Below are 24,558 nucleotides of genomic sequence, written 5' to 3' on the forward strand. Positions count from 1 at the left end.
TAGAAATATTTAATCTTTGCTTTGTCCATAGAAATAACCCTAATCAAAAAGCTTACTCGTTTTTCAAAGGATCACCATCAAAAGGTTCACAACTCACTTTTATGGATTGAGTAGGACAGCCGTCAGCTGCGTCTTCCAAATCATCGTAAAAATCTTCATCGACAGAAGTAATTCCTTGATTGTCATCAATCAAGACATAAGAAATACCTTCATCATCATATTCAAATAAATCGGGACAACTTGCTCCACAAGCTCCACAAGCTATGCAAGTTTCTTTATCTACAATCGTATATTTAGTCATATCTCATCCTCCTTACTTTATAAGGTTTATCCCTAAAAGTTCAAGTTTTTAAGTATATCAATCTCTGTTTTCTGCCTACATCTCGTTCTCTTTAAGAATGAACTTTTTTTCATTAGCCTTGTCCTATGAAGAGGTTGAACTTTGGCATTAGAATCACTATTAGTACACACTCTAGGTTTATAACGTTTTAGAAACGGTTTGGATGGTAATAGTTATATTGAAAGCTAGATATGTCTCCATCCATTTCATAAACTAAATAGTAAAAAGGGATTTTCTTTTATCTAAGATACGAATGGCTTTTCCTTCAGATCTAGGAATACTTCTAGGGGCAAGCGCTTTGATCTTCATGCTTACTAAACAATTGTTTTTCATGGAATGTTGAACTTTCCTTACTACTGCCTGAATATGTTCATGAGCCATATTTCCATTTACTCTTTGGTAAAGTTCTTCATTAATTTCGACATGTAATTCTACTATATCCAATGTACCATCACAGGCTAAGTGAACTTGGTAGTGTGGAGCTAATTCTTGAATTTGAATTAAATAATGTTCAATTTCAGATGGAAATACGTTAACTCCCCGTATAATGAGCATATCATCAATACGACCTTTTACACGTGACATTCTTGTTGTGGTTCTACCACACCTGCAAGTTTCTCTAGTAATAGACGCAATATCGCCTGTGCGATAACGAATAACAGGGAAAGCCTCTTTTGTTAAGCTAGTGAATACTAGCTCACCTTCCTCACCGTCCGGTACTTGTTCAAGGGTGTCTGGATTGATAACTTCTACGAAAAAATGATCTTCAGCTATATGTAGGCCATTTTGAGCTTCATGACATTCTACAGCAACGCCAGGCCCCATTACTTCACTAAGACCGTAGATATCACAGGCTTTGAGATCGAACTTTTCCTCTAAAATCTTCCGCATTTCCTCAGACCATGGTTCTGCCCCAAAGATGCCAAATTTGATTGAACTTTCTCTAGGATTTAAGCCCCTTGCTTCCATTTCTTCAGCGATCTTTAAAATATAGGAAGGAGTCCCGGCAATTACAGTAGGTTTAAAGTCTTTAATAAGAGAAATTTGACGGTCTGTATTTCCTCCAGAAATAGGGACTGTCGCCATTCCGAGTCTTTCTCCTCCATAATGAAGGCCTAATCCACCTGTAAATAGCCCATATCCATATGCATTGTGAAATATCCCAGCTGGTTCTCCACCCGCAATAGCGATTGCTCTTGCCACAATATCAGACCAGTTTGAAATATCATTTTTCGTGTAACCTACTACTGTAGGTTTCCCACTTGTACCAGAGGAGGCGTGAAGACGGACTAGTTCTTTCATATCAACAGCAAATAAATTAAAAGGGTAATTTTCACGCAAGTCTGATTTTTTAGTAAACGGTAATTTGTTTATATCTTCTAACGTCTGTATATCTTCAGGTGAGATCGTAAGCTCCCTAAATTTTTCTTGATAAAAAGGTACTTTATCATAGACTCTTATTAGGGTTTCCTTCAAACGACTTAATTGTAGCGCTTTCATTTCTTTCCGAGAATACATTTCAACGTCATGAATAATCACAAATTTTATCCCCTTTCGTATCCCTTTTAATTAAAACGCTTACAAAAAATATAACAATTTAAAAACTATAACTATAAAAAAGTTATATAACACATTCAAAAATTATCATAAAATGAACGAATTGTAAATATTTTTTGATATTTCTACCTCTTTTATTTTAAAAACATACGAAAAAATGCTGAGTTCCAATTATGGATCATGTTTTTAGATTTGGTTTTATTTCAGTTTGGAAAGAGAAGAATCATGAATCCTTTCATGTATGAAGTTTAATTTCCGAAAATAAGAAGGAGAACTTCTTCTTATATTAATTAAAAATTAAAATGACATGAAAAAGGCGGGAATTATATATAACTAAATTATAGTAATTTTATATATGTGTGTTATGTTTGTCGTTTTTATTACTTTACAATTTGTTTAAAAAATAATGATGTGTGAATGAATAAAAAAGGGAAGAGAGTTTATTATACAATTCCTACCGAAGGGAATTGAGGAACGGTATAAATAAAAAGAATAGTAGAATAAAGGGTATAGCGATTAAGGAAGAAGAGTAAATGACACTAGTTACAAATGGGGGATATACAATCTGTCCTTTATGATTTGGTAAGATTTAAATAGATAAGAAAAGATATAAGAAAAGCATACGTCTGAATTGATAAATCTTTCTTTATCCAAAAGATTTAATGAGATTTGATCTGTTATTTTTAGAAGGTACTCATATTTTAAACATCAAAAAAATTAATCAAGAAATTTCAGAAAATATATACAAATGATAAAAAACGTGTTATATTATACCCAATGATATAACAGTAAAATAAAAAAATAATATTTTTTGTTATATTTTAAAATGATGTTGAAGCTATATTCCATAGCATTTCAACTATTTATAAGTCTTCAATAAGTGTATAAATAGTTGGTGTTATAAAGGGATGAATTGACACGGAAAATGCAATAGGAGAAGGGTAAAGAACAATCTTTATTTGTTTCTAAAGATATGTAGAAGCAATTGTGCATTACAACATAACTGAAAAATGTATTAACACTAAAAAATAGTTATGGAAGTTGTGGGGAGGGATAAAAAATGAGTACAACTAAAATTACAGAAGAAGAAAAACTTGAAAATTTTATACAACGCATTGAATCAGGTGAAAAAATTGAGGCAGAAGACTGGATGCCAGAAGAATATCGAGTAACATTGATTAAATTAATCTCCATGCATGGAATTAGCGAAATAATGGGAGCGCTTCCTGAAAAAGAATGGGTCCCTAAAGCTCCTTCTCTTCATCGTAAGCTAGGAATTATGGCTAAAGTACAAGATGAAATGGGACATGGTCAATTATTATTACGTGTTGCAGAAGATCTATTAAAGCCTTACGGAAAAAACCGAGGGGATTTAATGCAAGATCTCTTTAATGGAGATCTTAAGTTTCATAATGTATTTCATATGCCAGCTAAAACGTGGGGAGATGCTGGGCTAATTGGTTGGTTAGTAGATGGTGCAGCTATTATCACCCAAACAAATATGTTAGGTGCTTCATATGGTCCCTATGCACGTGCTCTTCAACGAATTTGTGCAGAAGAGGTCTTTCATGCTCAGCACGGAGAGGCTATTATTATGGCCCTAGCAGAAGGAACTGAAGTACAAAAAGCCATGATTCAAGAAGCATTAAATCGCTGGTGGGATTCTCTACTTATGTTCTTTGGTCCAGCGACAAGTAATACAACAGGTACTTCTAAACAAGACGTAACCGTAAAATATAAAATTCGCACAAAAACAAATGAAGAATTGAGACAGGATTTTCTTACTAAATACATTCCTCGTATTTTATCACTAGGGTTAACGATTCCAGATCCATCGCTTCACTATGATGAAGAACAAAAAACATGGATTTATCAACAACCGGATTGGAACGAATTTAAGAAAATTATTAAAAATCAAGGGCCTCGTTCCGAGGCGCGACTTAACCTTCGCCGAACTTCTTACGAAAGTAACGCATGGGTACGTGAAGCACTAAGTGCAGCTATTAGCTAGGAAAGGAGTATAAACGGATGGAAACTAATAAAAAAACATTCTACCAAGAGTATGAGGTTTTTAGTAAACGTACACCTAATTCTTCATTTCAACACCAATTCAGTCTACTTGCACCAAACGCTGACATGGCTTTAGTCATGGCTCAAGAGAACTTTATGCGTCGTGAACCAGTTACTGATATTTGGGTCGTTAATCGTACTGACATTCGCGGGATAAATCCTGAAGAAAAACAGATCCTCGCACGCTTAGACAACAAACAATATCGGACAACAAAAGGGTATGGCTATTTAAAGAAAAAATGGCGTCATTATGAACAACAAATGCTGGATGAAAAAGAAATTTTGTCATGGGGAGGAACGAAAAAATGAGTGCAACAGCCAACCTTACGAATCCAGCTTATACAAAAGCTCTGACAGAATTACTATTTCAGCTTGCAGATGATGATTTTCTCTTCTCTTATCGCGGTTCAGAGTGGCTAGGATTAGCTCCGCATATCGAAGAAGATGTGGCCTCTTCCTCCATCAGTCAAGATAGTATGGGCCATGCTGTTTTATATTATCGCCTATTAGAAGAACTGGGGCATGGAAGCGCAGATGAATTAGCTCATGCGAGATCATCCTCTGAACGAAAAAATAGTATTCTAGTTGAACGAGTCAACGGGCCTGGTCATTATATGGAAGATCCTCAGTATGATTGGGCTTATGCAGTAGTGAGGAATTACTTCTATACACTAGCAAAAAAGGTGAAAATTGATTCCTTAAAACAAAGTAGTTATCCGTCTCTTGCTGATATTGCTGTGAAAATTAACATGGAATTGTACTATCATCTTCTTCACTGGAAAACATGGTTTGTCCAATTATTAAGCACAACAGATGAAGCAAAAAAGCGGATGAATGAGGCTATTGGGAAAGTAATGAAAGACTTTGATGATGTTTTCTCCTTTGGAGATCATGGGGAATCTATCCCACAGTTTAAATTGATCGAAGAAGAAAATGTATTAAAAGAAAGATGGGTAGCAGCTCTTAGTCCTGTATTAGAATCAGTTGGAGCAGAGCTTCCTAGAGAGATAGAAGTTCACAATAAAAACGGACGAAATGGTGAGCATACAGATGAGTTAGAAAAAGCCCTGCTAACATTAGGGGAAGTATACCGCATAGATCCAGCAGTCCCTTGGTAAGCACATAGAGAAAGAGGTGAAAAAAATGGTCGCACGCTTAAGCGTTACGATTCAAGACGTGCTGGATACATTGAAACAAGTAAAAGATCCGGAGATCGATACGGTAAGTATTCTCGATTTAGGAATGGTAGAAGAGATTGTCGTCCAAGAAGATAGCATTTATATTCAGGTTCTTCCTACTTTTTCCGGCTGTCCAGCTCTTGAAATTATTAAAAGTAACATCGTACAGGCGGTGAAAAATGCCCACGCCATTGAACATGTACAGGTAGAATTTATTCAATCACCTCCTTGGACATCTGACCGTATTACCGAAAAAGGACGTCAAAATCTAAAAAAATTTGGGATATCTCCTCCCACCCAGATGAAAGAAGATGGATCGTGGCATATTGACTGTCCATATTGTGGCTCAACGTATGTAACAATGGAAAATATTTTTGGCCCTACTGCCTGTCGAAGTATTTTATATTGTAAAAACTGTAAAAATCCATTTGAAGCAATGAAACCAATGTCAACTTTATTATAAGTGAAAAGGAGAGGGATAAAATGGTAAAATTAATCGCGTTATATAAGCATCCTGAAAACAAAGAGGAGTTTGATGAGCATTACTTTAATGTACATGGACCAATTACAGAAAAAATCCCAGGTCTTCGCAAGATGGAAGTAACAAAAATCGTAGGTTCTCCTATGGGTGGAGAAGGTAAATATTATCTATTATGTGAAATGTACTATGATGATCATGAAGCTCTAAAACAAGGATTAAAATCAGCTGAAGGCAAAGCATCTGGAAAAGATTTGATGGGATTTGCAGCTGAGCTTGTTACCTTAATGATCGGTGAGGAAGTAAAGTGAGCACTTTCGAATTTATTGAAACCTCGATTAAAGATCAAGTAGGAATCATTGAACTTAATCGGCCTAAACAGTACAACGCATTGAATCGTACAATGGTAAGAGAAATCGTTGAATCTATGGAAATATTCGATAGGAATAATGAAGTAGTCACAATCCTATTAACAGGAAAAGGGCGGGCTTTCTCAGCTGGTGCTGATATTGAAGAAATGGCTAATGATGGACCTATTCATTTAGAGTTGTTAAATCAATTTGCTGATTGGGATCGTCTTTCATTGATAAAAAAACCGATTATTGGAGCTGTACAAGGATTTGTATTTGGCGGAGGGTTTGAGTTAGCGCTTTGCTGTGATCTGTTAATTGCAGCAAGCGGCACTGAATTTTCATTTCCAGAAGTAAATATTGGTGTAATGCCAGGAGCAGGGGGAACGCAGCGGCTTACAAAGGTTGTGGGAAGAGCAAAAGCGTTGGAATGGCTTTGGACAGGAGACAGAATTCCTGTGGAAGAGGCTTTAAAGTATGGCTTGGTTAACAAAATTGTTGCTCATGAGCTATTAATGGAAGAAACGTTCAAATTCACTAAAAAGTTATCTAAACAACCGCCTTTATCCTTGCGTCTTATTAAGGATTCTGTCAATAAAGCAGTAGATTACCCTTTATATGAAGGGATGCAATATGAGAGGAAGAACTTCTATCTATTGTTTTCTTCAGAAGATCAAAAAGAAGGAATGAAAGCGTTTTCCGAGAAAAGAAAGCCAGAATTTAAAGGAAAATAAGGAGATTAAAAAGTATGTTTGAAACCATTCAATATAATGTCCGAGATGGAGTAGCTTGGCTGATCTTAAATAGACCTAACAAGCTTAATGCGTTCATTGCCCAAATGAATCATGAGGTTAAATCAGCTATCAAAGATGCTTCCTTAGATGAAAATGTCCGTTGCATTGTTATTACTGGTGAAGGACGTGCCTTTTGTTCTGGTCAAGATTTAGCAGAAGTTGATGAACATATGGATCACGGTCAGGTTTTACGAGAGCATTACGCCCCAATGATAAAGCAAATTATGATGTGTGAAAAGCCTATTATAGCTGCAGTAAATGGTACTGCAGCAGGGGCCGGATTTAGCTTGGCCCTTGCATGTGACTTTAGATTAGTATCAGAAAAAGCAAGTTTTGTGAATGCGTTTATTCACGTTGGACTCATTCCAGACTCGGGGAACTTGTACTTCCTTTCAAAGTTGATTGGTCAGGCGAAAGCAGCAGAATTAGCTATTTTAGGAGAAAAAATTTCAGCGATTGAAGCCGAACATTTAGGGTTAGCAACAAAGGTCATTTCATTAGATACATGGGAAAAAGAAGTGAAAGAATTTGCTGTACGTTTAGCAACTATGCCAACAAAGGCAATCGGTTTAATTAAACGATATTTAAAATTAGCGAATGACCTATCTCTTAATGAATATTTAGACAAAGAAGCGGAAGGTCAGCGAATAGCTGGAACAACAGAAGATCATCGACATGGTGTTCAAGCATTTTTAGAAAAACAAAAACCTGTTTTTACCGGAAAATAAAAGGAGTGGATTATATGTCAACAGTTCAAGAAACAAAAGTAGAAAAACCGGAAATGAAGAGAAAATTTTATCATCTTATTATCAATGGAGAAAAACTAGAAAGTAGCAATGGTACAACATTTAAAACGTACAATCCTGCAACAGGTGAAGTCATAGCTGAAGTAGCAAAAGCCTCTAAAGAAGATACAGAAAAGGCAATTCAGGCAGCTCGTCAAGCATTTGATTATGGAAAATGGAAGAAGTACCCCGTGAATAAACGCTCGCGTACTATAAATAAAATTGCCGCAATTATGCGTGCTAGATTCAATGAATTAGTAGAGTTAGAGATTTTGGATACAGGAAAATCTCTTCATGCGGCACAAGGGCAAGTCATGCAGGCAATTGAGGATTTTGAATTTTATGCTTCAGCTATTGTTGGTCATCGTGGTGCCGTTAATAGCGTACCAGGGCAATTTCAAAATTATACGGAAAAAGAACCTGTCGGGGTTTGCGCTCAAATTATTCCTTGGAACTACCCATTAATGATGGCAGCATGGAAGATTGCTCCTGCTCTAGCTGTAGGATGTTCTGTGATTGTCAAACCAGCTTCCCTAACACCATTAACAGCCATCATTCTAGGCGAAATTTGTCTTGAAGCTGGTGTGCCAGAAGGTGTAGTAAATGTTATTCCAGGTTCTGGATCAGAAGTTGGGAATTATTTAGTTGAACATAAACAAGTGGACAAAGTTGCCTTTACTGGTTCAACTCCAACCGGAAAAAATATTATGGAAAGAGCGTCACAAACGTTAAAACGCGTAACGTTAGAGTTAGGAGGGAAATCTCCAAACATCGTGTTTGAAGATGCAGACCTAGATGCAGCTGTTGATGGATCATTATTTGGAATCTTCTATAATACAGGACAATCATGTGAAGCTCGTTCTCGTTTATATGTACATGAAAATATTTATGATGAGTTTGTTCGTAAGTTTGTTGAAAAAACAAAAAAATTAACATTAGGAGATCCATTTGACAAAGGTACACATATTGGGGCGGTCATTGATCAAAATCAACTAGATGTCATTGATGGCTATGTAAAATCCGCAGTACAGGATGGGGCAGATATTTTAACTGGAGGAAAAGTTGCTCAAGTAAAAGGATTTGAAAATGGCTTTTGGTATGAACCGACTGTTATCGCAAATGTTAATCATCAAATGAAAGTAGTAAATGAAGAAATCTTCGGTCCTGTTGTTGTGATTATGAAATTCACAGATGAAAAAGAGGCGATTAAACTTGCAAATGATACAGAATTTGGATTAGGTTCAGCTCTTTGGACAAAAGATGGAGCACGTGCTACACGTGTAGCAAACCAAATTCAAGCTGGTATTGTAATGGTCAATTGTCCATTCTCTGCATTCCCAGGCACTCCATTTGGTGGATATAAACAGTCAGGCTTTGGCCGTGAGTTATGCATTGAAACGCTTGATTTATATACAGAAACAAAAAGTATTATTTCTTACTATGGAAGCCGTCCTTTGAATCCATTTGGCTTGTAAGCCTAGAATACGTACGGATAAAGCTCTATAAGAGTTTTATCCGTACTCTTTTAAGTAAAACATAAGGGGGGAACGGAACAATGATAAATAATATTGTTGTAGTAGGTTCTGGTGTAATGGGCAGAGGTATTGCCTACGTATCAGCTGTAGGGGGCTATTCGGTTACATTAATAGATGTGGATGAATCTGCTTTACAAAATGCCGAAAAAGAGATTGTTAGTTTATTTGAAAAGAGTTTAAATCGTAGCCATATTTCTAGCGAATTAGTTTTACAAGCTAAAAGAAATCTTTCCTATTCTACAGATTTAAAAAGGGCAGGAAGTCAAGCAGACTTAATCATTGAAGCTGTGCCTGAAAAAACAGAAATTAAAAGAGGAGTGTTTCATAATTTAGAAGAATATGCGTCTGATTCCTGTATTTTCGCTACTAATACTTCAACAATGAGTCCGACAGAAATTGCTTCATATGCTAAACGCCCCGAAAAAACAATTGCTATGCACTTTTTTAATCCAGTACATAAGATGCCGCTTGTTGAAATCGTCCGCGGCTTAGAAACCAGTGATGAAACAGCACAACTTATTAAAGAAGTAGCAGAGCAAATGGGGAAAAAAAGCGTTGTAATTAATGAGTTTCCTGGATTTGTAACGAGTCGAATCAGTGCGTTAGTAGGGAATGAGGCTTTTTATATGTTACAAGAAGGATTAGGTACGCCAGAGGAAATTGATAAAGCTATTAAACTAGGATTAAATTATCCAATGGGTCCATTTGAACTTGTCGATTTGGTAGGATTAGATGCACGTTTAAATAATTTAAAGTATTTACATGAAAAGTTAGGTGAAAAATACCGACCAGCTCCGTTACTGGAGCAATACGTGAAAGCTGGACGTTTAGGCCGGAAATCAGGTAAAGGTGTATACGATTATACAAACAAGTCAAAAGAGGAGGTCAAAAAATGAGGGAAGTTGTTATTGTAGATGCAGTGCGAACTCCTATTGGAAGATATAAAGGAGCTTTAAAAAATATACGTCCAGACGATTTAGGGGCGATAGTTATTAAGGCGCTCATTGAACGTAACCCGGACCTCCCACCTTATCAAATTGAAGAAGTGATATTGGGGAATGCCAACCAAGCTGGTGAAGATAATCGTAATGTGGCTAGAATGTCAGCTTTACTAGCAGGACTTCCAACAAGTGTAGGGGGAACTACTGTCAATCGTCTATGTGGATCAGGTCTTGATGCTGTAATCTATGCAGCAAGAGCTATCGCGATCGGTGAAGGGGATATTTATATTGCTGGGGGCACAGAAAGCATGACTCGTGCACCTTTAGTGATGGCTAAACCCGATAAAGAATTTCCGAGAGGCAGTATGGAGTTACAAGATACAACAATTGGCTGGCGTTTTACAAATAAAAAATTAGAAGAAATGTACGGGGCAGAAACAATGCCTAAAACGGCTGAAAATGTAGCCCAACAATTTCAAATTTCACGTAGTGAACAAGATCAGTTTGCATTTGAAAGTCAACAAAAAGCAAAAAAGGCAATGGAAGAAAATCGATTCTCTGGAGAAATTGTACCTGTTATGTATCGAGATCGAAAAGGCAATGAAGTTGTTATTGATAGGGATGAACATCCTCGTCCTGAGACAACGTTAGAAACGTTAGGAAAATTAAGACCCCTTTTTGAAGGGGGAACGGTTACTGCAGGAAATGCCTCAGGTGTTAATGACGGAGCCTCAGCCCTTCTAATAATGAGTGCCGACAAAGCAAAAGAATTAGGTTTAAGACCACTTGTAAAGTATGTGGTTGGTGCAACTGCGGGATTAGAACCTAGCATCATGGGGTTAGGCCCGATTTTGGCTACTAGAAAAGCTTTGTCGCGTGCCAACTTAACAATACAAGACATTGGGCTAGTTGAATTAAATGAAGCTTTTGCTTCTCAATCTGTAGAATGTATTCGTCAACTAGAGTTAAATACAGAGAAAGTGAACGTAAATGGAGGAGCTATTGCATTTGGACATCCGCTAGGAGCAAGTGGGGCAAGAATATTAACAACTCTTATTTACGAAATGAAAAAACAAGATATTCAATATGGCCTTAGTACAATGTGTGTGGGTGTTGGACAAGGAATTGCAACAATTGTAGAAAATGTAAAAGAGTAAAATAGAGGAGTCCCTTATTTAGCCCTATGCTAGATAAGGGTTGTTTTATAGAAAAGGAGTGTAAAAATCATGTCTCGTATTTTATACAGAGTTGAAAATATGATTGGGTATGTTACAATTAACCGCCCAGAGGTGTTAAATTGTTTTGACTATGAAACATTAGAGAGCCTACAGGAAATTGTAGATGCGATTCATCTAGATTCAAATGTAAACATTGTCATTTTTACAGGTGCAGGTGAAAAGGCTTTTAGTGCAGGTGCGGATTTAAAGGAACGGAAAACATTATCAGAGATGCAGGTGAAACGAAATGTAAAGGCGATCCGAGATGTTTTCAATAGTATTGCAAATCTTCCTCAGCCTACTATTGCTGCGGTAAATGGATACGCGTTTGGTGGGGGATTTGAATTAATGCTAGCATGTGATTTTTCTATTGCTGTAGAAGAGGCGAAGATGGGCCTTACAGAGACAAGTTGGGCGATTATCCCAGGAGCTGGAGGTACACAGCGATTGCCACGTTTAATTGGAGAGGCAAAAGCTAAAGAACTGATCTTTACAGCAAGGAAAATTGCAGCTCAAGAAGCATATGAACTCGGCATACTTACAAAAGTTGTCGAAAAGAACGTGCTCATGACATCTTGCGAAGCCTTTGCAGCAGAAATGATGAAAAATGGCCCAGTTGCTCTAAAGCAAGCTAAATATGCTATTAGCCAAGGAATGAATGTTGACTTGCAGACAGGATTAGCGATTGAATCAAAAGCTTATGAATTAACGATACCTACAGAAGACAGGTTAGAAGCCTTGAATGCGTTTAGTGAAAAAAGAATGCCACAGTTTAAAGGAAAATAGCCGCTTCTGTAACAAAATATAATCATGACTTTTGAATGAAAAACGAGTGAAATATTCATACTTGTAGAAGAAAACTGTTATTTTTAAAAAGTTCATACCTAATACGAAGGAAAATAATAGTTGCCATGGTTAATAAACATTCGATATGATATTGTTAGATAAATCAAAAAAATTGCTCGTGCATTAGAAGGAAGGCTTAAGAAATAATAACTTTTATTAGTTAAAGAACTCTAACAACTCTTCATCATAATAGATATGGTGGGTGATTAGAGAATATATTTAAGAGCTTTTTAGTACTCCGCTGTATAACATAAAACAGGGTGAGCGAGTAGAAAGAGTGAGGTATTAATGAGTACTAACACACAATCGATGATTTTTACAATTTATGGTGATTATATTCGCCATTATGGTAATAAGATTTGGATTGGCAGTTTAATACGTCTATTAAAGGAGTTTGGGCATAACGAACAAGCTGTACGTGTTACTTGTTCACGTATGGTCAAACAAGGATGGCTGCAATCCCAAAGGGAAGGAAATAAGAGCTATTATTTTCTAACTCCTCGAGGCGTTAATCGGGTTGAAGAAGCAGCACGAAGAATTTATAAACTAAATCCTCATGAATGGGACGGAAAGTGGAGAATTCTCATGTATACCATTCCAGAGGAAAAAAGACAAATCCGTGATGAGTTTAGAAAAGAGTTAATATGGAGCGGATTTGGAAGTTTCTCAAATGGTTGCTGGCTATCACCTAATAATCTAGAAAAAGAAGTTGAACTATTAATTGATAAATATAATATTGAACAATATGTTGATTTCTTTATATCTGATTATAAGGGGCCTCATACAAATCAATCATTAGTAGAAAAGAGCTGGCCATTAGAAGAGATTGAACAAAAATATGAACAGTTTATTGATACGTATAGTAAAACATATATTATCCATCAAAGTGTCATTCAGCGAGGCCAGATGACTGATGCAGAATGTTTTGTAGAGAGAACAAATCTTATCCATGAATATCGAAAATTTCTATTTGTTGATCCTGGCCTTCCAAAAGAACTATTACCAGCACGTTGGATTGGTAATCATGCAGCCTTATTATTCAGCCAGTACTATAAAATGCTAGCTGATCCTGCTAACCAGTTTTTTGAAGACATTTTTCAAAAAGATAATGATTTAAGCCATAAAAGTAAATCATACGATTCTACAGATCATCCTTTAATTAGTGAACAAAATAGAAATTCCTAAGAGGTATCTCTTAGGAATTTCTATTTACTTAAATTTTTCTTAAACTCATATCCTTTTTGGACATAGGAATCAATAGACAATTGAATAACTTCTAAATCCTTCTCATTTATTTCACGAACAACTTTTCCTGGAGACCCCATAACAAGAGAACGAGGTGGAATGACCTTTCCAGAAGGAATAAGTGAATTAGCTCCAATAATACATTCTTCACCAATTTGAGCTCCGTCTAATATGGTAGAACCCATTCCGATAATAGACCGTCTTCCAATTGTACATCCGTGAAGAATCACATTGTGTCCAATTGTTACTTCATCCTCAACAGTGACTGGGCAGCCAGCGTATAGATGAATCGTTGAATTGTCTTGAATACTACATTTCTTTCCAATTTTGATAGCGCCTTCATCACCGCGTAAAACAGCGTTAAACCAAATAGTCGTTTCTTTTCCGATTTCTACATCTCCTATCACATAAGCCCCTGGCGCTATAAATGCTGTTTTATGAATATCCGGTTCTTTTTCATTATAAGAAATAATCATACTAGGGTCCCCCTTATAGATAATTTATAATTGTTTTTCCTTTATTTATAGTATAACATTATTGTGAGGGGAGTGGTGAAAATGTTATGCTTAACAGAACAATTGAATATTAAATATCCTATTATTCAAGGGGGAATGGGGAATATTAGCAACGCAATTCTCACTGCTGCTGTATCAGAAGCAGGAGGATTAGGTACAATCGGCTGCGGCACGATGAGACCAGATCAAGTCGAAGAAATAATTCAAGAAACAAAGCAGAGAACAGATAAACCCTTTGCTGTAAATATTCCTATTACTGTTACACCTTTTTTAGAGGATATCATAAATGTCGTTATAGATAATCACATTCCAGTTGTCTCATTATCAGCAGGAAATCCTGCTTCAATTATTCCGAGACTTCATTCGTACGGTATAAAGGTAATCGTAGTAGTCGCTTCTGTCAAACATGCTAAAAAAGCAGAGAGAGCAGGAGCCGATTTATTAGTAGCAGAGGGGTTTGAAGCAGCCGGAATTAATTCCAACCTTGAACTCACAACATTTACGCTTATTCCACAACTCACTGGATGTGTAGATATCCCTGTAATTGCTGCAGGTGGAATTGGGGATGGAAAAGGTTTGGCCGCAGCTTTAATGTTGGGAGCAAGTGGAGTTCAGATTGGTACCCGTCTGATTGCTACGCAGGAAGCACCATTTCACATGAGCTATAAACAAAAATTAATTCAAGCAAGTGATACAGATACAGTTGTTGTAGGACGTTCGGTAGGGCAGGTAAGAAGAATATTAAATACTCCATATGCAAATAAAATCGTTGAAAAAGAAAATGAAGGGATGATTTTAGAGGAATACAATAAAATGACTTCTGAAAATCTCCATGTCATAGGAGCTCTAAAAGGAGACTTTGTCAATGGATTTATTAACAGTGGACAAGTAGCAGGTTTACTTTCAAATATTCCTAGTGTAAAAGAGTTGTTAGAAAACATGATGGAAGAAGCTTCATCACAAATTCAACAATCCTTCTCAGTTTTTGAAACGTTCACATCTTAAAATATAATCTAGATTGTCTAAAAGGATTAGAAACTTTGTTTTTTTGATTTTTATCAACAAGTAAGATTTCTATTTATACAAGTTTTTCAGTTGCCTTTTTTTGAAAGCGTTTTAAATATAGATAACCTCCTAAAGAATGCTGTCTATCTTGGATGTTTAATAGAAGTGTTATTGAATAACCTTTTAAGAGGTGGGGATCTTAGAAAATCAATCTTACAGGAAGGCATTATCCTAGTTTTTTAAATTCGTATTTAGAAATATATAATAGTTTTTTTCTCCACCGTATTTAAATTGGAACCTTTTTCTATGTGACAGGTGTTTGACTAGCCCCAAAAAGCGGAGGAATCATAATGAAACCCAATATAACGGAACAAGAAATTCATCAGAAATACTATAATGAAATCTTTTCTCTTATGGAACAAGAACCCTTTGCCCAATTTCTAGGCATGAAATTAATCCATATGGGAGAAGGTACAGCAACCGCAGAATTAGATATCAAAGATCATATGTTAAATGCACATGGGACAGTCCATGGAGCAATCATCTTTTCTTTAGCAGATTATGTTTTTGCAGCAGCTAGTAATTCTTATGGAAAGACATCTGTTGGGCTATCAACAAATGTTAATTTTATGGCCCCCGGAAAGGTAGAAACGCGTTTAATAGCAAAAGCTGTAGAAGAGAAACGAAATAACCGTACAGGTTGGTATAAAATTAGAGTAGAAAGTGATGGAGAACTTTTAGCTACGATGGACGCCCTAGTTTACCGCAAGAATCATTATTTTGTTCCTGTTGAATAGATAAGGGAACGTCTCCTCTCATCTAAAGATGAGAGGAGGCGTTCTCTTTTTTATGTATTACATGCAAAAACTGGTAGCAATAATGTTTTATCCCCATAAAAGTAGTGTTCTTTAATCTGATAGATAAGGCTTGTCTTTCACTCGAAAATCAACCATAACCTTGTAGGTATGCAATTGACAGAATTGTGTAAAGAAGTTAACATCTATATATGTTAACCAAATTTTATATTTAGTTAACATATATAGGTTCGTAAATATTTTATCTTGAGATTCAGTTTTAGAATGAAAGTAGGAACAAGAGAATGAGAGACTTACCATATTATAGTGTGAGAATGAGAGCTTCTAAGAGTAAACCACACGAGGAAGGAGGGAAACATATATCAGGTGGGGAACAACTTGTTTTATTTGATGAAATTAGAGAGGCAGTAGATAAGCTGCTTCATAAAAGTTTAACCCATTCAAGAGGAACACCAGACTTTGCGCAAATTCAGTTTGAAGTAGTAGATAAGCCAGTTCAAGTCATTAGTCCTCTAGGAGTTACTACACATACTACAAATTCAGTTGAGGAGGGACAGTTAATAGCTCAAAACTTATTAATGAAATGTGGAGTGCCGTTTCCTATTATTCAAAAAGCTTACCTACTAATGAAAGAACATGCGGAACTCAGCGGTGCCGTTCTTATCGATAGTAAGACAGGACAACGATTAGATGAAAGTTATCACAATGGAAAAGGGATTCGTGTATCTAGAATGGATTGGCGAGATGAAAACTTTAAGAAATGGAATAGAGAGATTGCAGTCAATCAGAATAATCGATTGAAAGAAGCTATAACCCTTGCCTCAAAAGTAAGTATGCATCAAGCCACAGTTGCAGAACTATGTTGGTCTGATGATCCAGATTACACGACAGGATATGTGGCTAATAAAAAAATTGGATATCAGCGGATTACAAACCTAAAAGAATACGGGAATGAGCAAGGTTGCCGTATCTTCTTTGTTGATAGCTCTGAAGACATAACGAAATACATAGATTACTTAAAAAAGAACCCTGTTCTTGTTCAATGGGAGGTAAATCATGAATAGTGAATTAATCGAAAAAAGTAAAAAACATCTTTGGTTACCGTTTACACAAATGAAAGATTATGATGAGAATCCACTCATTATTGAAAATGGAGAAGGAATAAAGGTTAAAGATGTTTATGGAAAAGAATATTACGATGGCTTTTCTTCAGTATGGCTAAATGTACACGGACATCGTAAACAGGAGCTTGACGATGCTATAAAACGACAGTTAGAAAAAATTGCTCATTCTACTTTGCTTGGTATGACAAACGTGCCAGCGACCGAGCTTGCGGAGAAACTTATTAACATAAGTCCTAAAAACTTAACCCGTGTTTTTTATTCCGACAGTGGCGCAGAGGCGGTCGAAATTGCTTTGAAAATGGCTTTTCAATATTGGAAAAATGTTGGAAAATCAGAAAAGCAAAAATTTATATCTATGAAAAACGGTTATCACGGAGACACAATTGGGGCCGTTAGCATTGGTTCCATTGATTTATTTCATTATGTATATGGTCCATTAATGTTTGAAAGTTTTAAAGCTTCTATTCCCTATGTATATCGTTCAGAAAGTCAAGATCCTTGTATATGTCGTGACGAATGTCTACAGTCCCTTGAACAATTGTTAAAAGAGCATCATCATACAATTGCGGCTTTATCTATTGAATCTATTGTCCAAGGAGCTTCGGGGATTATTGTGATGCCAGAAGGATTTCTTTCAGGCGTACGTGAGCTTTGTACAAAATATGAAGTGTTATTAATTGTTGATGAAGTAGCAACTGGATTTGGTCGTACAGGGAAAATGTTTGCATGTGAGCATGAAAATGTGCAACCAGATTTAATGGCTGCCGGAAAAGGAATTACAGGTGGATATTTACCTATCGCAGTAACGTTTGCAACAGAACGGATTTATGAAGCATTTTATGATGACTATTCAAATATGAAAACCTTTTTTCATGGCCATTCCTATACAGGGAATCAACTTGGCTGTGCTGTCGCTCTCGAAAATTTAAGGTTATTTGAAGTAGAAGATATAGTAGAAAAAGTTGCCGAGAAGAGTGAAAGCCTTAAACAACTGCTTAACACACTATACGAATTGCCTCATGTCGGAGATGTTCGCCAACTTGGCTTTATGTGTGGTATCGAACTTGTTCAATCTAAAGAAACGAGACAACCTTTTCCGTCAGATAAGAGAATAGGTTACAAAGTCTCTTTAAAGATGAGGGAGCTTGGAATGCTAACTCGTCCGCTTGGAGATGTTATCGTTCTTATGCCGCCACTTGCAAGTACAGTAGAAGAGTTAAAAGAAATGATCGAGATTATAAAGCAAGCGATTACGGAGGTAACGAATGGTGTCCTTCAATGATGAGCTTGAAAATCGCCTTTTACAAATGAAGGAAAAAGGATTATATAGAACACTAAAAACCATGCAAAGTGCTCCGGAAACAGAGGTAGATATTGATGGAAGAAAACAACTTGTTTGTTCTTCTAATAATTATCTAGGTCTTTCTAATGATAGACGTCTAATTAGAGCAGCTCAAGATGGTGTAGAAACGTTTGGCGTAGGAAGTAGTGGAGCTCGTTTAACAACTGGGAATACAGTATTGCACGAAAGGTTAGAAAAAAAGTTAGCATCCTTTAAAAAAACGGAATCTGCTTTATTGTTTTCAAGCGGCTATCTTGCAAATATTGGGGTATTATCTTCTATTCCAGAAAAAAGCGATGTCATTTTAAGTGACCAACTCAATCATGCTAGCATTATTGATGGCTGTCGATTGTCAAGAGCACATACAGTCATTTATGAGCATGTTAATATGATTGATCTTGAAAAGAAGTTAGAAGATACTGGGCAATATGAGCGGCGTTTTATTGTAACAGACGGGGTTTTTAGTATGGATGGAACTCTAGCTCCTTTACCTGAAATTATGAAACTAGCGGAGAAGTATAAAGCGTATGTAATCGTAGATGATGCTCATGCAACGGGTGTGCTAGGAAAAACAGGAGGCGGAACAAGTGAACATTTTCAAGTTCATCCAGACATTATTATTGGAACGCTAAGCAAAGCAGTAGGAACAGAAGGTGGATTTGTAGCAGGTTCACACACACTTATTGATTTTCTACGAAACCATGCTCGCACCTTTATTTTTCAGACCGCTATGTCACCGGCTATCTGTGCTGCTTCATACATTGCCCTTGAAATTATTGAAAAAAGTGATGAAAAACGGAATCGATTATTTGGAGCTGTTGGGGAAATAACGAAGGGATTAAAGGGTATGGGCTTTAATGTAAAAGGAGGGATGACGCCGGTCGTAGCTGTTCTGATCGGCGACTCTACAAAGGCTGTTTCCTTTTCGCAAAGATTACAAAGCAAAGGAATTTATACGTCTGCCATTCGTCCCCCTACTGTTGCAGAAGGGCAAAGTAGAATACGGATAACGATAACATCAGAATACAAGGATACCGAGATAGAGAGGATATTAGAAAGTTTCTATGTAACGGGAAAGGAGATGAAGGTGATTTGAAATTCGGATTCTTTGTAACAGGAACAGATACAGAAGTAGGAAAGACCGTTGTTTCTTGTGCTTTAGCCTTACTGTTAAAAAAGCACAAAGGAAATGTTGGAGTGTTTAAGCCATTTTTAAGTGGGATAAGTCGAGATGATGTTAACAGTGATACAAGTTTATTGAAAGTTATGTCAGGAACTAAGCTCTCGCATGAAGAAATTACTCCGTTTGCATTTAAAGAACCTCTTTCTCCTTATACAGCCGGAAAGTTAGAAGGAAAAGAAGTAGGGCTCGATGAAGTGATGACAAGATGGAATGATATAAAACCTATACATAACTCTTTTATTGTCGAAGGAGCAGGAGGAATTTCCGTTCAGCTTGGTCAACATTTTTTAGTGAGTGATTTGATTAAATCGATAAACCTTCCCATTGTTATTGTCGCTCGTCCTAATCTTGGGACGCTAAACCATACTTTCCTAACTGTTCATTATGCTAAAAGTCAAGGGATAAAGATTGCAGGTATTATTATTAATGGAATGAGTGATAACCCAGGATTAGATGAACAAACAAACCCTACCTCAATAGAAGAGATGTGCGGTGTTCCTATTTTAGGAATTGTCCCAAAACTTAAGGAAATAACAAAAGAAAATATCGAGATGGTAGTGAATCAACATCTTGATACGAAATTTATTATAAATAGGATGGAAGGGCAATACGAATAAGTACTTTGTTTTCAAAAGGTGAATTGTTCATTATAAAGATAGAAGCTTCATCTTTATTAAACTATTTTACGAGTGAATTTTAGTAGAGAAAAAGTAAAAATGAGCAGTCGAGTGAATTTCGGCTGCTTATTTATTTTAAAATAACCAAGGAGGATAACATGAAAATAAATCCTACAAATATAGAGTCATTTTCTTTCAATATTTCAGAGTTTTTTCAAAATCCATATCCATTTTATGAAGAGATGCGATCCATTAATCCTATTTATAAAAGTACCTTATTAAAATATCAAGGGTGGTACGTAACAGGATATGAAGAAACGGTAAAAGTACTCAAAGATTCAAGATTCCATAGCCGTCCTCCTATTCCGGCTTTTTCTCGCAACTACGAGAATCTTAGAAGAATTCAAGAGAATATGATGTTATTTACTAATCCACAGCATCATAGACGATTACGCTCTCTTGTTACTAAATTTTTTACACCAAATATTATAAACGAATGCCGTCCTTTTATAGAGAAAACAGTAGATGAACTCATAGATCAAGTTAGTTGTAGAGGAACTATGGAGGTTGTATCTGACTTTGCTTTCCCTTTAGCAAGTTCTGTTATTGCTAAAATATTAGGAGTGCCAGTAAAGGATTATTCCTTATTTAAAGAATGGACGGCTAGTTTTATTCAATCCATTGATTTTACGAGATCTCCCAAAACGTTAGGGAATAGTCGCAAAGTAACGGAAGAAATAATAGCCTATTTCAAAAAAATAATTAAAACGAGAGAACAAGCACCAAAAGAAGATTTGATTAGTAAATTAATTCAGGAAAAACAGAGAGGAGAGAAATTAAGTTATGATGAACTCATCGCAACATGTGTTTTACTCTTAATTGCTGGGCACGAAACAACTGTTAATCTTATTAGTAGTTCTATCTTTTTACTAATTCAGAACCCAAGGCAATTAGAGAAATTACAAGATGACTCAAAATTAATAACAACAGCCCTAGAGGAGTTTTTAAGATTTGAAAGTCCTGCACAGCTCATTGCTCGTACTGCTTCAGAAGATATTACCGTGAATGAGGCTGTTATTCGAAAAGGAGAACAAGTCTATTTATTTTTAGGGGCTGCTAATCGAGATTCTAGAAAGTTCCGGAGTCCTCATCAGCTTGATATTACAAGAAATCCAAATCCACATCTTGCTTTTGGTCACAGTAGTCATTTTTGCTTAGGGTCTTCCTTAGCACGTCTAGAAGCTAAAATTGCGATCGAACGACTTTTACAAAAAGTACGAAATTTACAAGCGGCAGATGGCAATAGTCATTACCGAAAAATTATTGGCTTCAAATCTTTAGTAGAATTGCACATAACATTTGATTGATATCCAGATTAGAATTTTATTTAAGCATTAGATATATTGAATTATCTTGTATATACAAGTATAGTTGTGGTGAAGCAATTATACTAAGAGGAAGGACGAAAGAAATGAAATCTGAAAAAGAGAAAATGTTAGCGGGGGAATTGTACCAGTCAGATGATATGGAGTTAGGAGAAGATAGGAAAAAAGCACGAAAACTATTGAAAATATATAATGATAACATCGAGATGAGTGATGAAGAAAAAGGAGAGATTTTAGGAGAGCTGTTTGGTTCAGGAGGTGAGCATGCTAATATTGAGCCACCTTTTCGCTGTGATTATGGATACAACATACATATAGGTAAAAACTTTTTTATGAATTTTGAATGTGTCCTTCTCGATGTATGTGAGATTCGAATTGGAGATAACTGTTTTATTGCTCCAGGCGTACACATTTATACAGCTACACATCCATTAGATCCTCACGAACGAAATACAGCAGGAGAGTACGGAATCCCTGTTACAATTGGAAACAACGTTTGGATTGGCGGAAGAGCAATCATTAATCCAGGGGTAAAAGTTGGTCATAACGTTGTTATTGCTTCTGGAGCAGTTGTGACGAAAGATGTACCTGACAATGTCGTAGTTGGAGGAAATCCAGCCCGAATTATTAAAAAGCTTGACGTTCCTTCACTATAAGCAATGACGATATAAGGATAAGCAAAAAAGAAAACCTTTTGAAGGTTTTCTTTTTTGGCTTTTTGAACAAAGATAGAGGTTACCTTATACAGGACGAAATTTACTATGCTACCATTAAAGGGAAGGGAGAGGTTGGAATGCTAGGTCTGATTGGTTTTGTTATTGTTCTTGTAACGATTTTGTCTCTAGATACGCAGATAAGGAAAATCGTAAAGCAGAATGAGATAATCATTGAAATTCTTGAAGAAAAGAAGGGGAAGTAATTTGTTTTTAAGCTTGAATTTTTTAGAAAGTAAAGGTGAAAAGATGTTTGAAATTAACATTATAAATCAATATTGGCTAGGAGAGGAAGTTCACGATTTATGCTCACATGGAGAACTTTATATAAAAGTAGGAGATGTGGTTATCACAAACTCTGGTAGGGATGAAGAGTGGGGGATTAGTACTTCTGCATTAACTTTATTGCGTACGCTCTATGAAGAACCTGCTTTTATATACCAAGAGATTGATCCTGAACGTGATGAACCGCTTATTACCCATTGTGGAAATGCTTTATCACCAGGATGTCCAATCTCAATTTATTGGGGAGTACAACACATAGAGGGCGAGATTACCCTATCTAATTTTGTGAAGTTTACGACAACAAGCTATAAGGAAGGAGTTGTAGACTATAAAGGTTTAACGGTAAAAATCAGTAAAGAAGAATATCGAGAGGAAATTGTCGCATTTGCATTAGAAGTGAAAGCATTCTTTGAACAGTCACAGAAGAAAATAATAGAGGATGAAGATGAACGAGAAAGCTACGAGGCATTTTGGGAAGAATACAATATATTACTTGAAAAAGCTCATATTGCTTAAAAAGAGCAAGTCCTTTGTGAAAAAGGCCTGCTCTTTTTTTAATACTCTCTTTTCTTTCCCTTCTTTACAGCTTCCCAGTCTCCTTCAATATTCTTTCTTATCCGTTGAACAAGCTGAAAAACTTCCTCTCGTTCTTGTTCTGAGAACCCTGTTAAAGCTACTTTTTCAGAATGATCTCCTTCTCGTCTTAAAAACGGATAAACTTCTCTTCCTTTCTCTGTTGGAAAGAGTTTCTTAATTTTCTTATTGTGATGATCATCTTTCTTTTCGATAAATCCTTCCGTTTCGAGCTTTTTTATAGACCGAGCAGCAGTTGTGCGGTCTACTTTAATCATTTCCGCTAACTTTTCTTGAATAATGCCAGGATGTTCACAAATGCGCACGAGATATAAGTATTGTCCTTTTGTTAAGTTGTGTTCTTTAAATTCGATATTGCTAATCGAATCAAGTGCTCTTGCAATCATTCCAATTTCTCTTAAAACATCATCCACAAAAAAACCTCCGTTTTATATTTTTGTTGCATTTACAACAAAAATATTTTCTTGTATACTTTATAGGGATAATAAATTCATTATGAAGGATGTTCATTGATAAATCTAGAAAAGGTGGGGTTAAAATGACAGCAAAGAAAATTACAACAAGAGATGAGTTAGAGACTGCATTCTATATTAGAAAAGAGGTATTTGTGAGTGAACAAGGAGTATCACTAGCAGACGAGTTTGATCAATATGATCAACTGAATAATGGTTGTGATCATATTCTCGTCTATTATAACGGAGAGCCTGTTGGTACAGGACGTGTACGCGTTGTAGAAGGAGTTGGGAAGCTAGAACGAATTTGCATCTTAAAAGAATATCGAAAATATGGCCTTGGAAAAGTCATTATAGAAGCTCTTGAAAGAATTGTAGGAGAGAGTGGCGTTTCGTCTGTAAAACTGCACGGACAAGTGCAAGCGCAAGGGTTTTATACTAAGTTAGGCTATGATGCTTCTTCAGCTGTTTTTTTGGAAGATGGCATTCCACACATTTTAATGGTTAAAGAGTTCGTTCACTCATGATAAGAAGGAAAGTAAATGCTTTTACACTTGTTTTTTATAGTATAGGCATTCTTCTCTTAACTTTAGGAATTTCTCTTACGATAAAAGCAAACCTTGGAACGTCACCTTTTGATGCTCTTTTAGTTGGCCTATCCCATAACATTGGCTTAACAGTTGGAAGTTGGGAAGTTATGATTGCCTTCGTTCTTATCTTCACAAATGCATGTTTAAAAAAGCAAAAGCCAAAATTTTTAGGGTTAGTGACCGCTTTTATGACAGGAGTTTGCATTGATTTTTGGCTTTTTTTGATCAAAACACTTGAAAACCCCTCTACATTAACTAGCCAATTTCTCGTTTTCACGTTAGGCTTAATTATTATAGGGATTGGAACAGCGGTTTATCTTCATACAAACTTTGCTCCAATTCCACTTGATCATCTTATGCTTATTATAACTGAACGAACAGGAATAAGTATTAGGTTATCTAAAATTGTTTTGTATGTTATCTTTTTACTTCTTGCATTTTTGCTACATGGTCCAATTGGAATCGGAACGCTCCTTACAGTAGGGCTTGGCGGACCTCTTCTACAGTTTTTTATGCCGTTAACAAGAAAATGGATTCTTAAAAAAACAGAGGAGATTCTCCTTTCACCTTTAGAAGAAAAAGAATAGTTAGTATGAAAACGG

28 protein-coding genes are annotated in these 24,558 nt (G+C 36.1%); 24 read left to right on the forward strand and 4 right to left on the reverse strand.

Annotated elements, in window-relative coordinates:
- Nucleotides 1-52: 52 nt before the first annotated feature.
- Both ACK3CR_RS00890 and ACK3CR_RS00895 read right to left on the reverse strand, forming a co-directional pair.
- Complete coding sequence (locus ACK3CR_RS00890) at nucleotides 53-301, reverse strand: ferredoxin (RefSeq protein ID WP_243509841.1); 249 nt, start codon at nucleotides 299-301, stop codon at nucleotides 53-55.
- Between the two features lie 252 nt (nucleotides 302-553).
- Nucleotides 554-1,879 carry a phenylacetate--CoA ligase family protein gene (locus ACK3CR_RS00895; protein ID WP_243509838.1) on the reverse strand — a complete coding sequence of 442 codons (1,326 nt, stop codon included), beginning with the start codon at nucleotides 1,877-1,879 and terminating at the stop codon, nucleotides 554-556.
- A gap of 1,078 nt (nucleotides 1,880-2,957) precedes the next feature.
- On the opposite strand from ACK3CR_RS00895, the gene paaA reads away from it, so the two are divergent.
- The 12 genes from paaA (at nucleotide 2,958) to paaX (ending at nucleotide 13,276) form a co-directional block, all read left to right on the forward strand.
- Complete coding sequence (paaA, locus tag ACK3CR_RS00900; RefSeq protein WP_328124447.1) at nucleotides 2,958-3,908, forward strand: 1,2-phenylacetyl-CoA epoxidase subunit PaaA; 951 nt, start codon at nucleotides 2,958-2,960, stop codon at nucleotides 3,906-3,908.
- Nucleotides 3,909-3,925: 17 nt separating this feature from the next.
- Complete coding sequence (paaB, locus tag ACK3CR_RS00905; RefSeq protein WP_019394484.1) at nucleotides 3,926-4,276, forward strand: 1,2-phenylacetyl-CoA epoxidase subunit PaaB; 351 nt, start codon at nucleotides 3,926-3,928, stop codon at nucleotides 4,274-4,276.
- Complete coding sequence (gene paaC, locus ACK3CR_RS00910) at nucleotides 4,273-5,085, forward strand: 1,2-phenylacetyl-CoA epoxidase subunit PaaC (RefSeq protein ID WP_488974568.1); 813 nt, start codon at nucleotides 4,273-4,275, stop codon at nucleotides 5,083-5,085. The genes paaB and paaC overlap by 4 nt, the downstream gene beginning before the upstream one ends.
- Nucleotides 5,086-5,110: 25 nt before the next feature.
- Nucleotides 5,111-5,608 (forward strand): 1,2-phenylacetyl-CoA epoxidase subunit PaaD, encoded by a 498-nt coding sequence (paaD, locus tag ACK3CR_RS00915; protein ID WP_488974569.1) that lies wholly within the window; start codon nucleotides 5,111-5,113, stop codon nucleotides 5,606-5,608.
- A 20-nt stretch (nucleotides 5,609-5,628) separates the two neighbouring features.
- Entirely contained in the window at nucleotides 5,629-5,934 is a 306-nt protein-coding gene (locus ACK3CR_RS00920; RefSeq protein ID WP_019394481.1) for an EthD family reductase, read from the forward strand.
- Nucleotides 5,931-6,707 carry an enoyl-CoA hydratase/isomerase family protein gene (locus ACK3CR_RS00925; protein ID WP_488974570.1) on the forward strand — a complete coding sequence of 259 codons (777 nt, stop codon included), beginning with the start codon at nucleotides 5,931-5,933 and terminating at the stop codon, nucleotides 6,705-6,707. The genes ACK3CR_RS00920 and ACK3CR_RS00925 overlap by 4 nt, the downstream gene beginning before the upstream one ends.
- Before the next feature lie 14 nt (nucleotides 6,708-6,721).
- Complete coding sequence (locus ACK3CR_RS00930; RefSeq protein ID WP_488974571.1) at nucleotides 6,722-7,495, forward strand: enoyl-CoA hydratase-related protein; 774 nt, start codon at nucleotides 6,722-6,724, stop codon at nucleotides 7,493-7,495.
- A 14-nt stretch (nucleotides 7,496-7,509) separates the two neighbouring features.
- Complete coding sequence (locus tag ACK3CR_RS00935; protein WP_488974572.1) at nucleotides 7,510-9,027, forward strand: aldehyde dehydrogenase family protein; 1,518 nt, start codon at nucleotides 7,510-7,512, stop codon at nucleotides 9,025-9,027.
- A gap of 80 nt (nucleotides 9,028-9,107) precedes the next feature.
- Nucleotides 9,108-9,983: a 3-hydroxyacyl-CoA dehydrogenase gene (locus ACK3CR_RS00940; protein ID WP_488974573.1), complete on the forward strand. Its 876-nt coding sequence runs from the start codon at nucleotides 9,108-9,110 to the stop codon at nucleotides 9,981-9,983.
- Entirely contained in the window at nucleotides 9,980-11,185 is a 1,206-nt protein-coding gene (locus ACK3CR_RS00945) for an acetyl-CoA C-acyltransferase (protein ID WP_243509820.1), read from the forward strand. Before ACK3CR_RS00940 ends, ACK3CR_RS00945 begins: the two co-directional genes overlap by 4 nt.
- Before the next feature lie 69 nt (nucleotides 11,186-11,254).
- Nucleotides 11,255-12,031 (forward strand): enoyl-CoA hydratase-related protein, encoded by a 777-nt coding sequence (locus ACK3CR_RS00950; RefSeq protein ID WP_488974574.1) that lies wholly within the window; start codon nucleotides 11,255-11,257, stop codon nucleotides 12,029-12,031.
- Between the two features lie 348 nt (nucleotides 12,032-12,379).
- On the forward strand, nucleotides 12,380-13,276 hold the full coding sequence (gene paaX / locus ACK3CR_RS00955) for a phenylacetic acid degradation operon negative regulatory protein PaaX (RefSeq protein ID WP_243509814.1): 897 nt from the start codon (nucleotides 12,380-12,382) through the stop codon (nucleotides 13,274-13,276).
- A 20-nt stretch (nucleotides 13,277-13,296) separates the two neighbouring features.
- Here paaX and ACK3CR_RS00960 read toward each other — a convergent pair whose 3' ends face one another.
- Nucleotides 13,297-13,812: a gamma carbonic anhydrase family protein gene (locus ACK3CR_RS00960; protein ID WP_243509812.1), complete on the reverse strand. Its 516-nt coding sequence runs from the start codon at nucleotides 13,810-13,812 to the stop codon at nucleotides 13,297-13,299.
- An 81-nt stretch (nucleotides 13,813-13,893) separates the two neighbouring features.
- Here ACK3CR_RS00960 and ACK3CR_RS00965 point away from each other — a divergent pair, with 81 nt between their 5' ends.
- The 10 genes from ACK3CR_RS00965 to ACK3CR_RS01010 all read left to right on the forward strand — a co-directional run bounded on the left by ACK3CR_RS00965 (nucleotide 13,894) and on the right by ACK3CR_RS01010 (nucleotide 22,836).
- On the forward strand, nucleotides 13,894-14,856 hold the full coding sequence (locus tag ACK3CR_RS00965; protein WP_328124461.1) for an NAD(P)H-dependent flavin oxidoreductase: 963 nt from the start codon (nucleotides 13,894-13,896) through the stop codon (nucleotides 14,854-14,856).
- Between the two features lie 350 nt (nucleotides 14,857-15,206).
- Entirely contained in the window at nucleotides 15,207-15,653 is a 447-nt protein-coding gene (locus ACK3CR_RS00970; protein WP_243509808.1) for a PaaI family thioesterase, read from the forward strand.
- A gap of 302 nt (nucleotides 15,654-15,955) precedes the next feature.
- Nucleotides 15,956-16,735 carry a 6-carboxyhexanoate--CoA ligase gene (locus tag ACK3CR_RS00975; protein ID WP_488974575.1) on the forward strand — a complete coding sequence of 260 codons (780 nt, stop codon included), beginning with the start codon at nucleotides 15,956-15,958 and terminating at the stop codon, nucleotides 16,733-16,735.
- Nucleotides 16,728-18,077 carry an adenosylmethionine--8-amino-7-oxononanoate transaminase gene (gene bioA / locus ACK3CR_RS00980; protein WP_488974576.1) on the forward strand — a complete coding sequence of 450 codons (1,350 nt, stop codon included), beginning with the start codon at nucleotides 16,728-16,730 and terminating at the stop codon, nucleotides 18,075-18,077. Before ACK3CR_RS00975 ends, bioA begins: the two co-directional genes overlap by 8 nt.
- Nucleotides 18,064-19,233: an 8-amino-7-oxononanoate synthase gene (bioF, locus tag ACK3CR_RS00985; protein ID WP_488974796.1), complete on the forward strand. Its 1,170-nt coding sequence runs from the start codon at nucleotides 18,064-18,066 to the stop codon at nucleotides 19,231-19,233. Before bioA ends, bioF begins: the two co-directional genes overlap by 14 nt.
- On the forward strand, nucleotides 19,230-19,937 hold the full coding sequence (gene bioD, locus ACK3CR_RS00990) for a dethiobiotin synthase (protein WP_430238694.1): 708 nt from the start codon (nucleotides 19,230-19,232) through the stop codon (nucleotides 19,935-19,937). The genes bioF and bioD overlap by 4 nt, the downstream gene beginning before the upstream one ends.
- Nucleotides 19,938-20,095: 158 nt before the next feature.
- The gene (locus ACK3CR_RS00995) at nucleotides 20,096-21,304 is read left to right on the forward strand and encodes a cytochrome P450 (protein ID WP_488974577.1); all 1,209 of its coding nucleotides are present in this window, start codon (nucleotides 20,096-20,098) and stop codon (nucleotides 21,302-21,304) included.
- 104 nt (nucleotides 21,305-21,408) lie between these two features.
- Nucleotides 21,409-21,978, forward strand: coding sequence for a maltose acetyltransferase domain-containing protein (locus ACK3CR_RS01000; RefSeq protein WP_243509790.1), 570 nt, complete (start codon nucleotides 21,409-21,411; stop codon nucleotides 21,976-21,978).
- Nucleotides 21,979-22,115: 137 nt separating this feature from the next.
- Nucleotides 22,116-22,241, forward strand: coding sequence for a hypothetical protein (locus ACK3CR_RS01005; protein ID WP_276517178.1), 126 nt, complete (start codon nucleotides 22,116-22,118; stop codon nucleotides 22,239-22,241).
- 43 nt (nucleotides 22,242-22,284) lie between these two features.
- Nucleotides 22,285-22,836 carry a hypothetical protein gene (locus ACK3CR_RS01010; protein WP_488974578.1) on the forward strand — a complete coding sequence of 184 codons (552 nt, stop codon included), beginning with the start codon at nucleotides 22,285-22,287 and terminating at the stop codon, nucleotides 22,834-22,836.
- 38 nt (nucleotides 22,837-22,874) lie between these two features.
- Here ACK3CR_RS01010 and ACK3CR_RS01015 read toward each other — a convergent pair whose 3' ends face one another.
- On the reverse strand, nucleotides 22,875-23,327 hold the full coding sequence (locus ACK3CR_RS01015) for a MarR family winged helix-turn-helix transcriptional regulator (protein WP_120045573.1): 453 nt from the start codon (nucleotides 23,325-23,327) through the stop codon (nucleotides 22,875-22,877).
- 125 nt (nucleotides 23,328-23,452) lie between these two features.
- Here ACK3CR_RS01015 and ACK3CR_RS01020 point away from each other — a divergent pair, with 125 nt between their 5' ends.
- Complete coding sequence (locus ACK3CR_RS01020; protein ID WP_243509785.1) at nucleotides 23,453-23,893, forward strand: GNAT family N-acetyltransferase; 441 nt, start codon at nucleotides 23,453-23,455, stop codon at nucleotides 23,891-23,893.
- On the forward strand, nucleotides 23,890-24,543 hold the full coding sequence (locus ACK3CR_RS01025; protein WP_488974579.1) for a YczE/YyaS/YitT family protein: 654 nt from the start codon (nucleotides 23,890-23,892) through the stop codon (nucleotides 24,541-24,543). The genes ACK3CR_RS01020 and ACK3CR_RS01025 overlap by 4 nt, the downstream gene beginning before the upstream one ends.
- Nucleotides 24,544-24,558: the final 15 nt, after the last annotated feature.

The sequence above is a fragment of the Priestia sp. TRM10 genome (genome assembly GCF_057808375.1).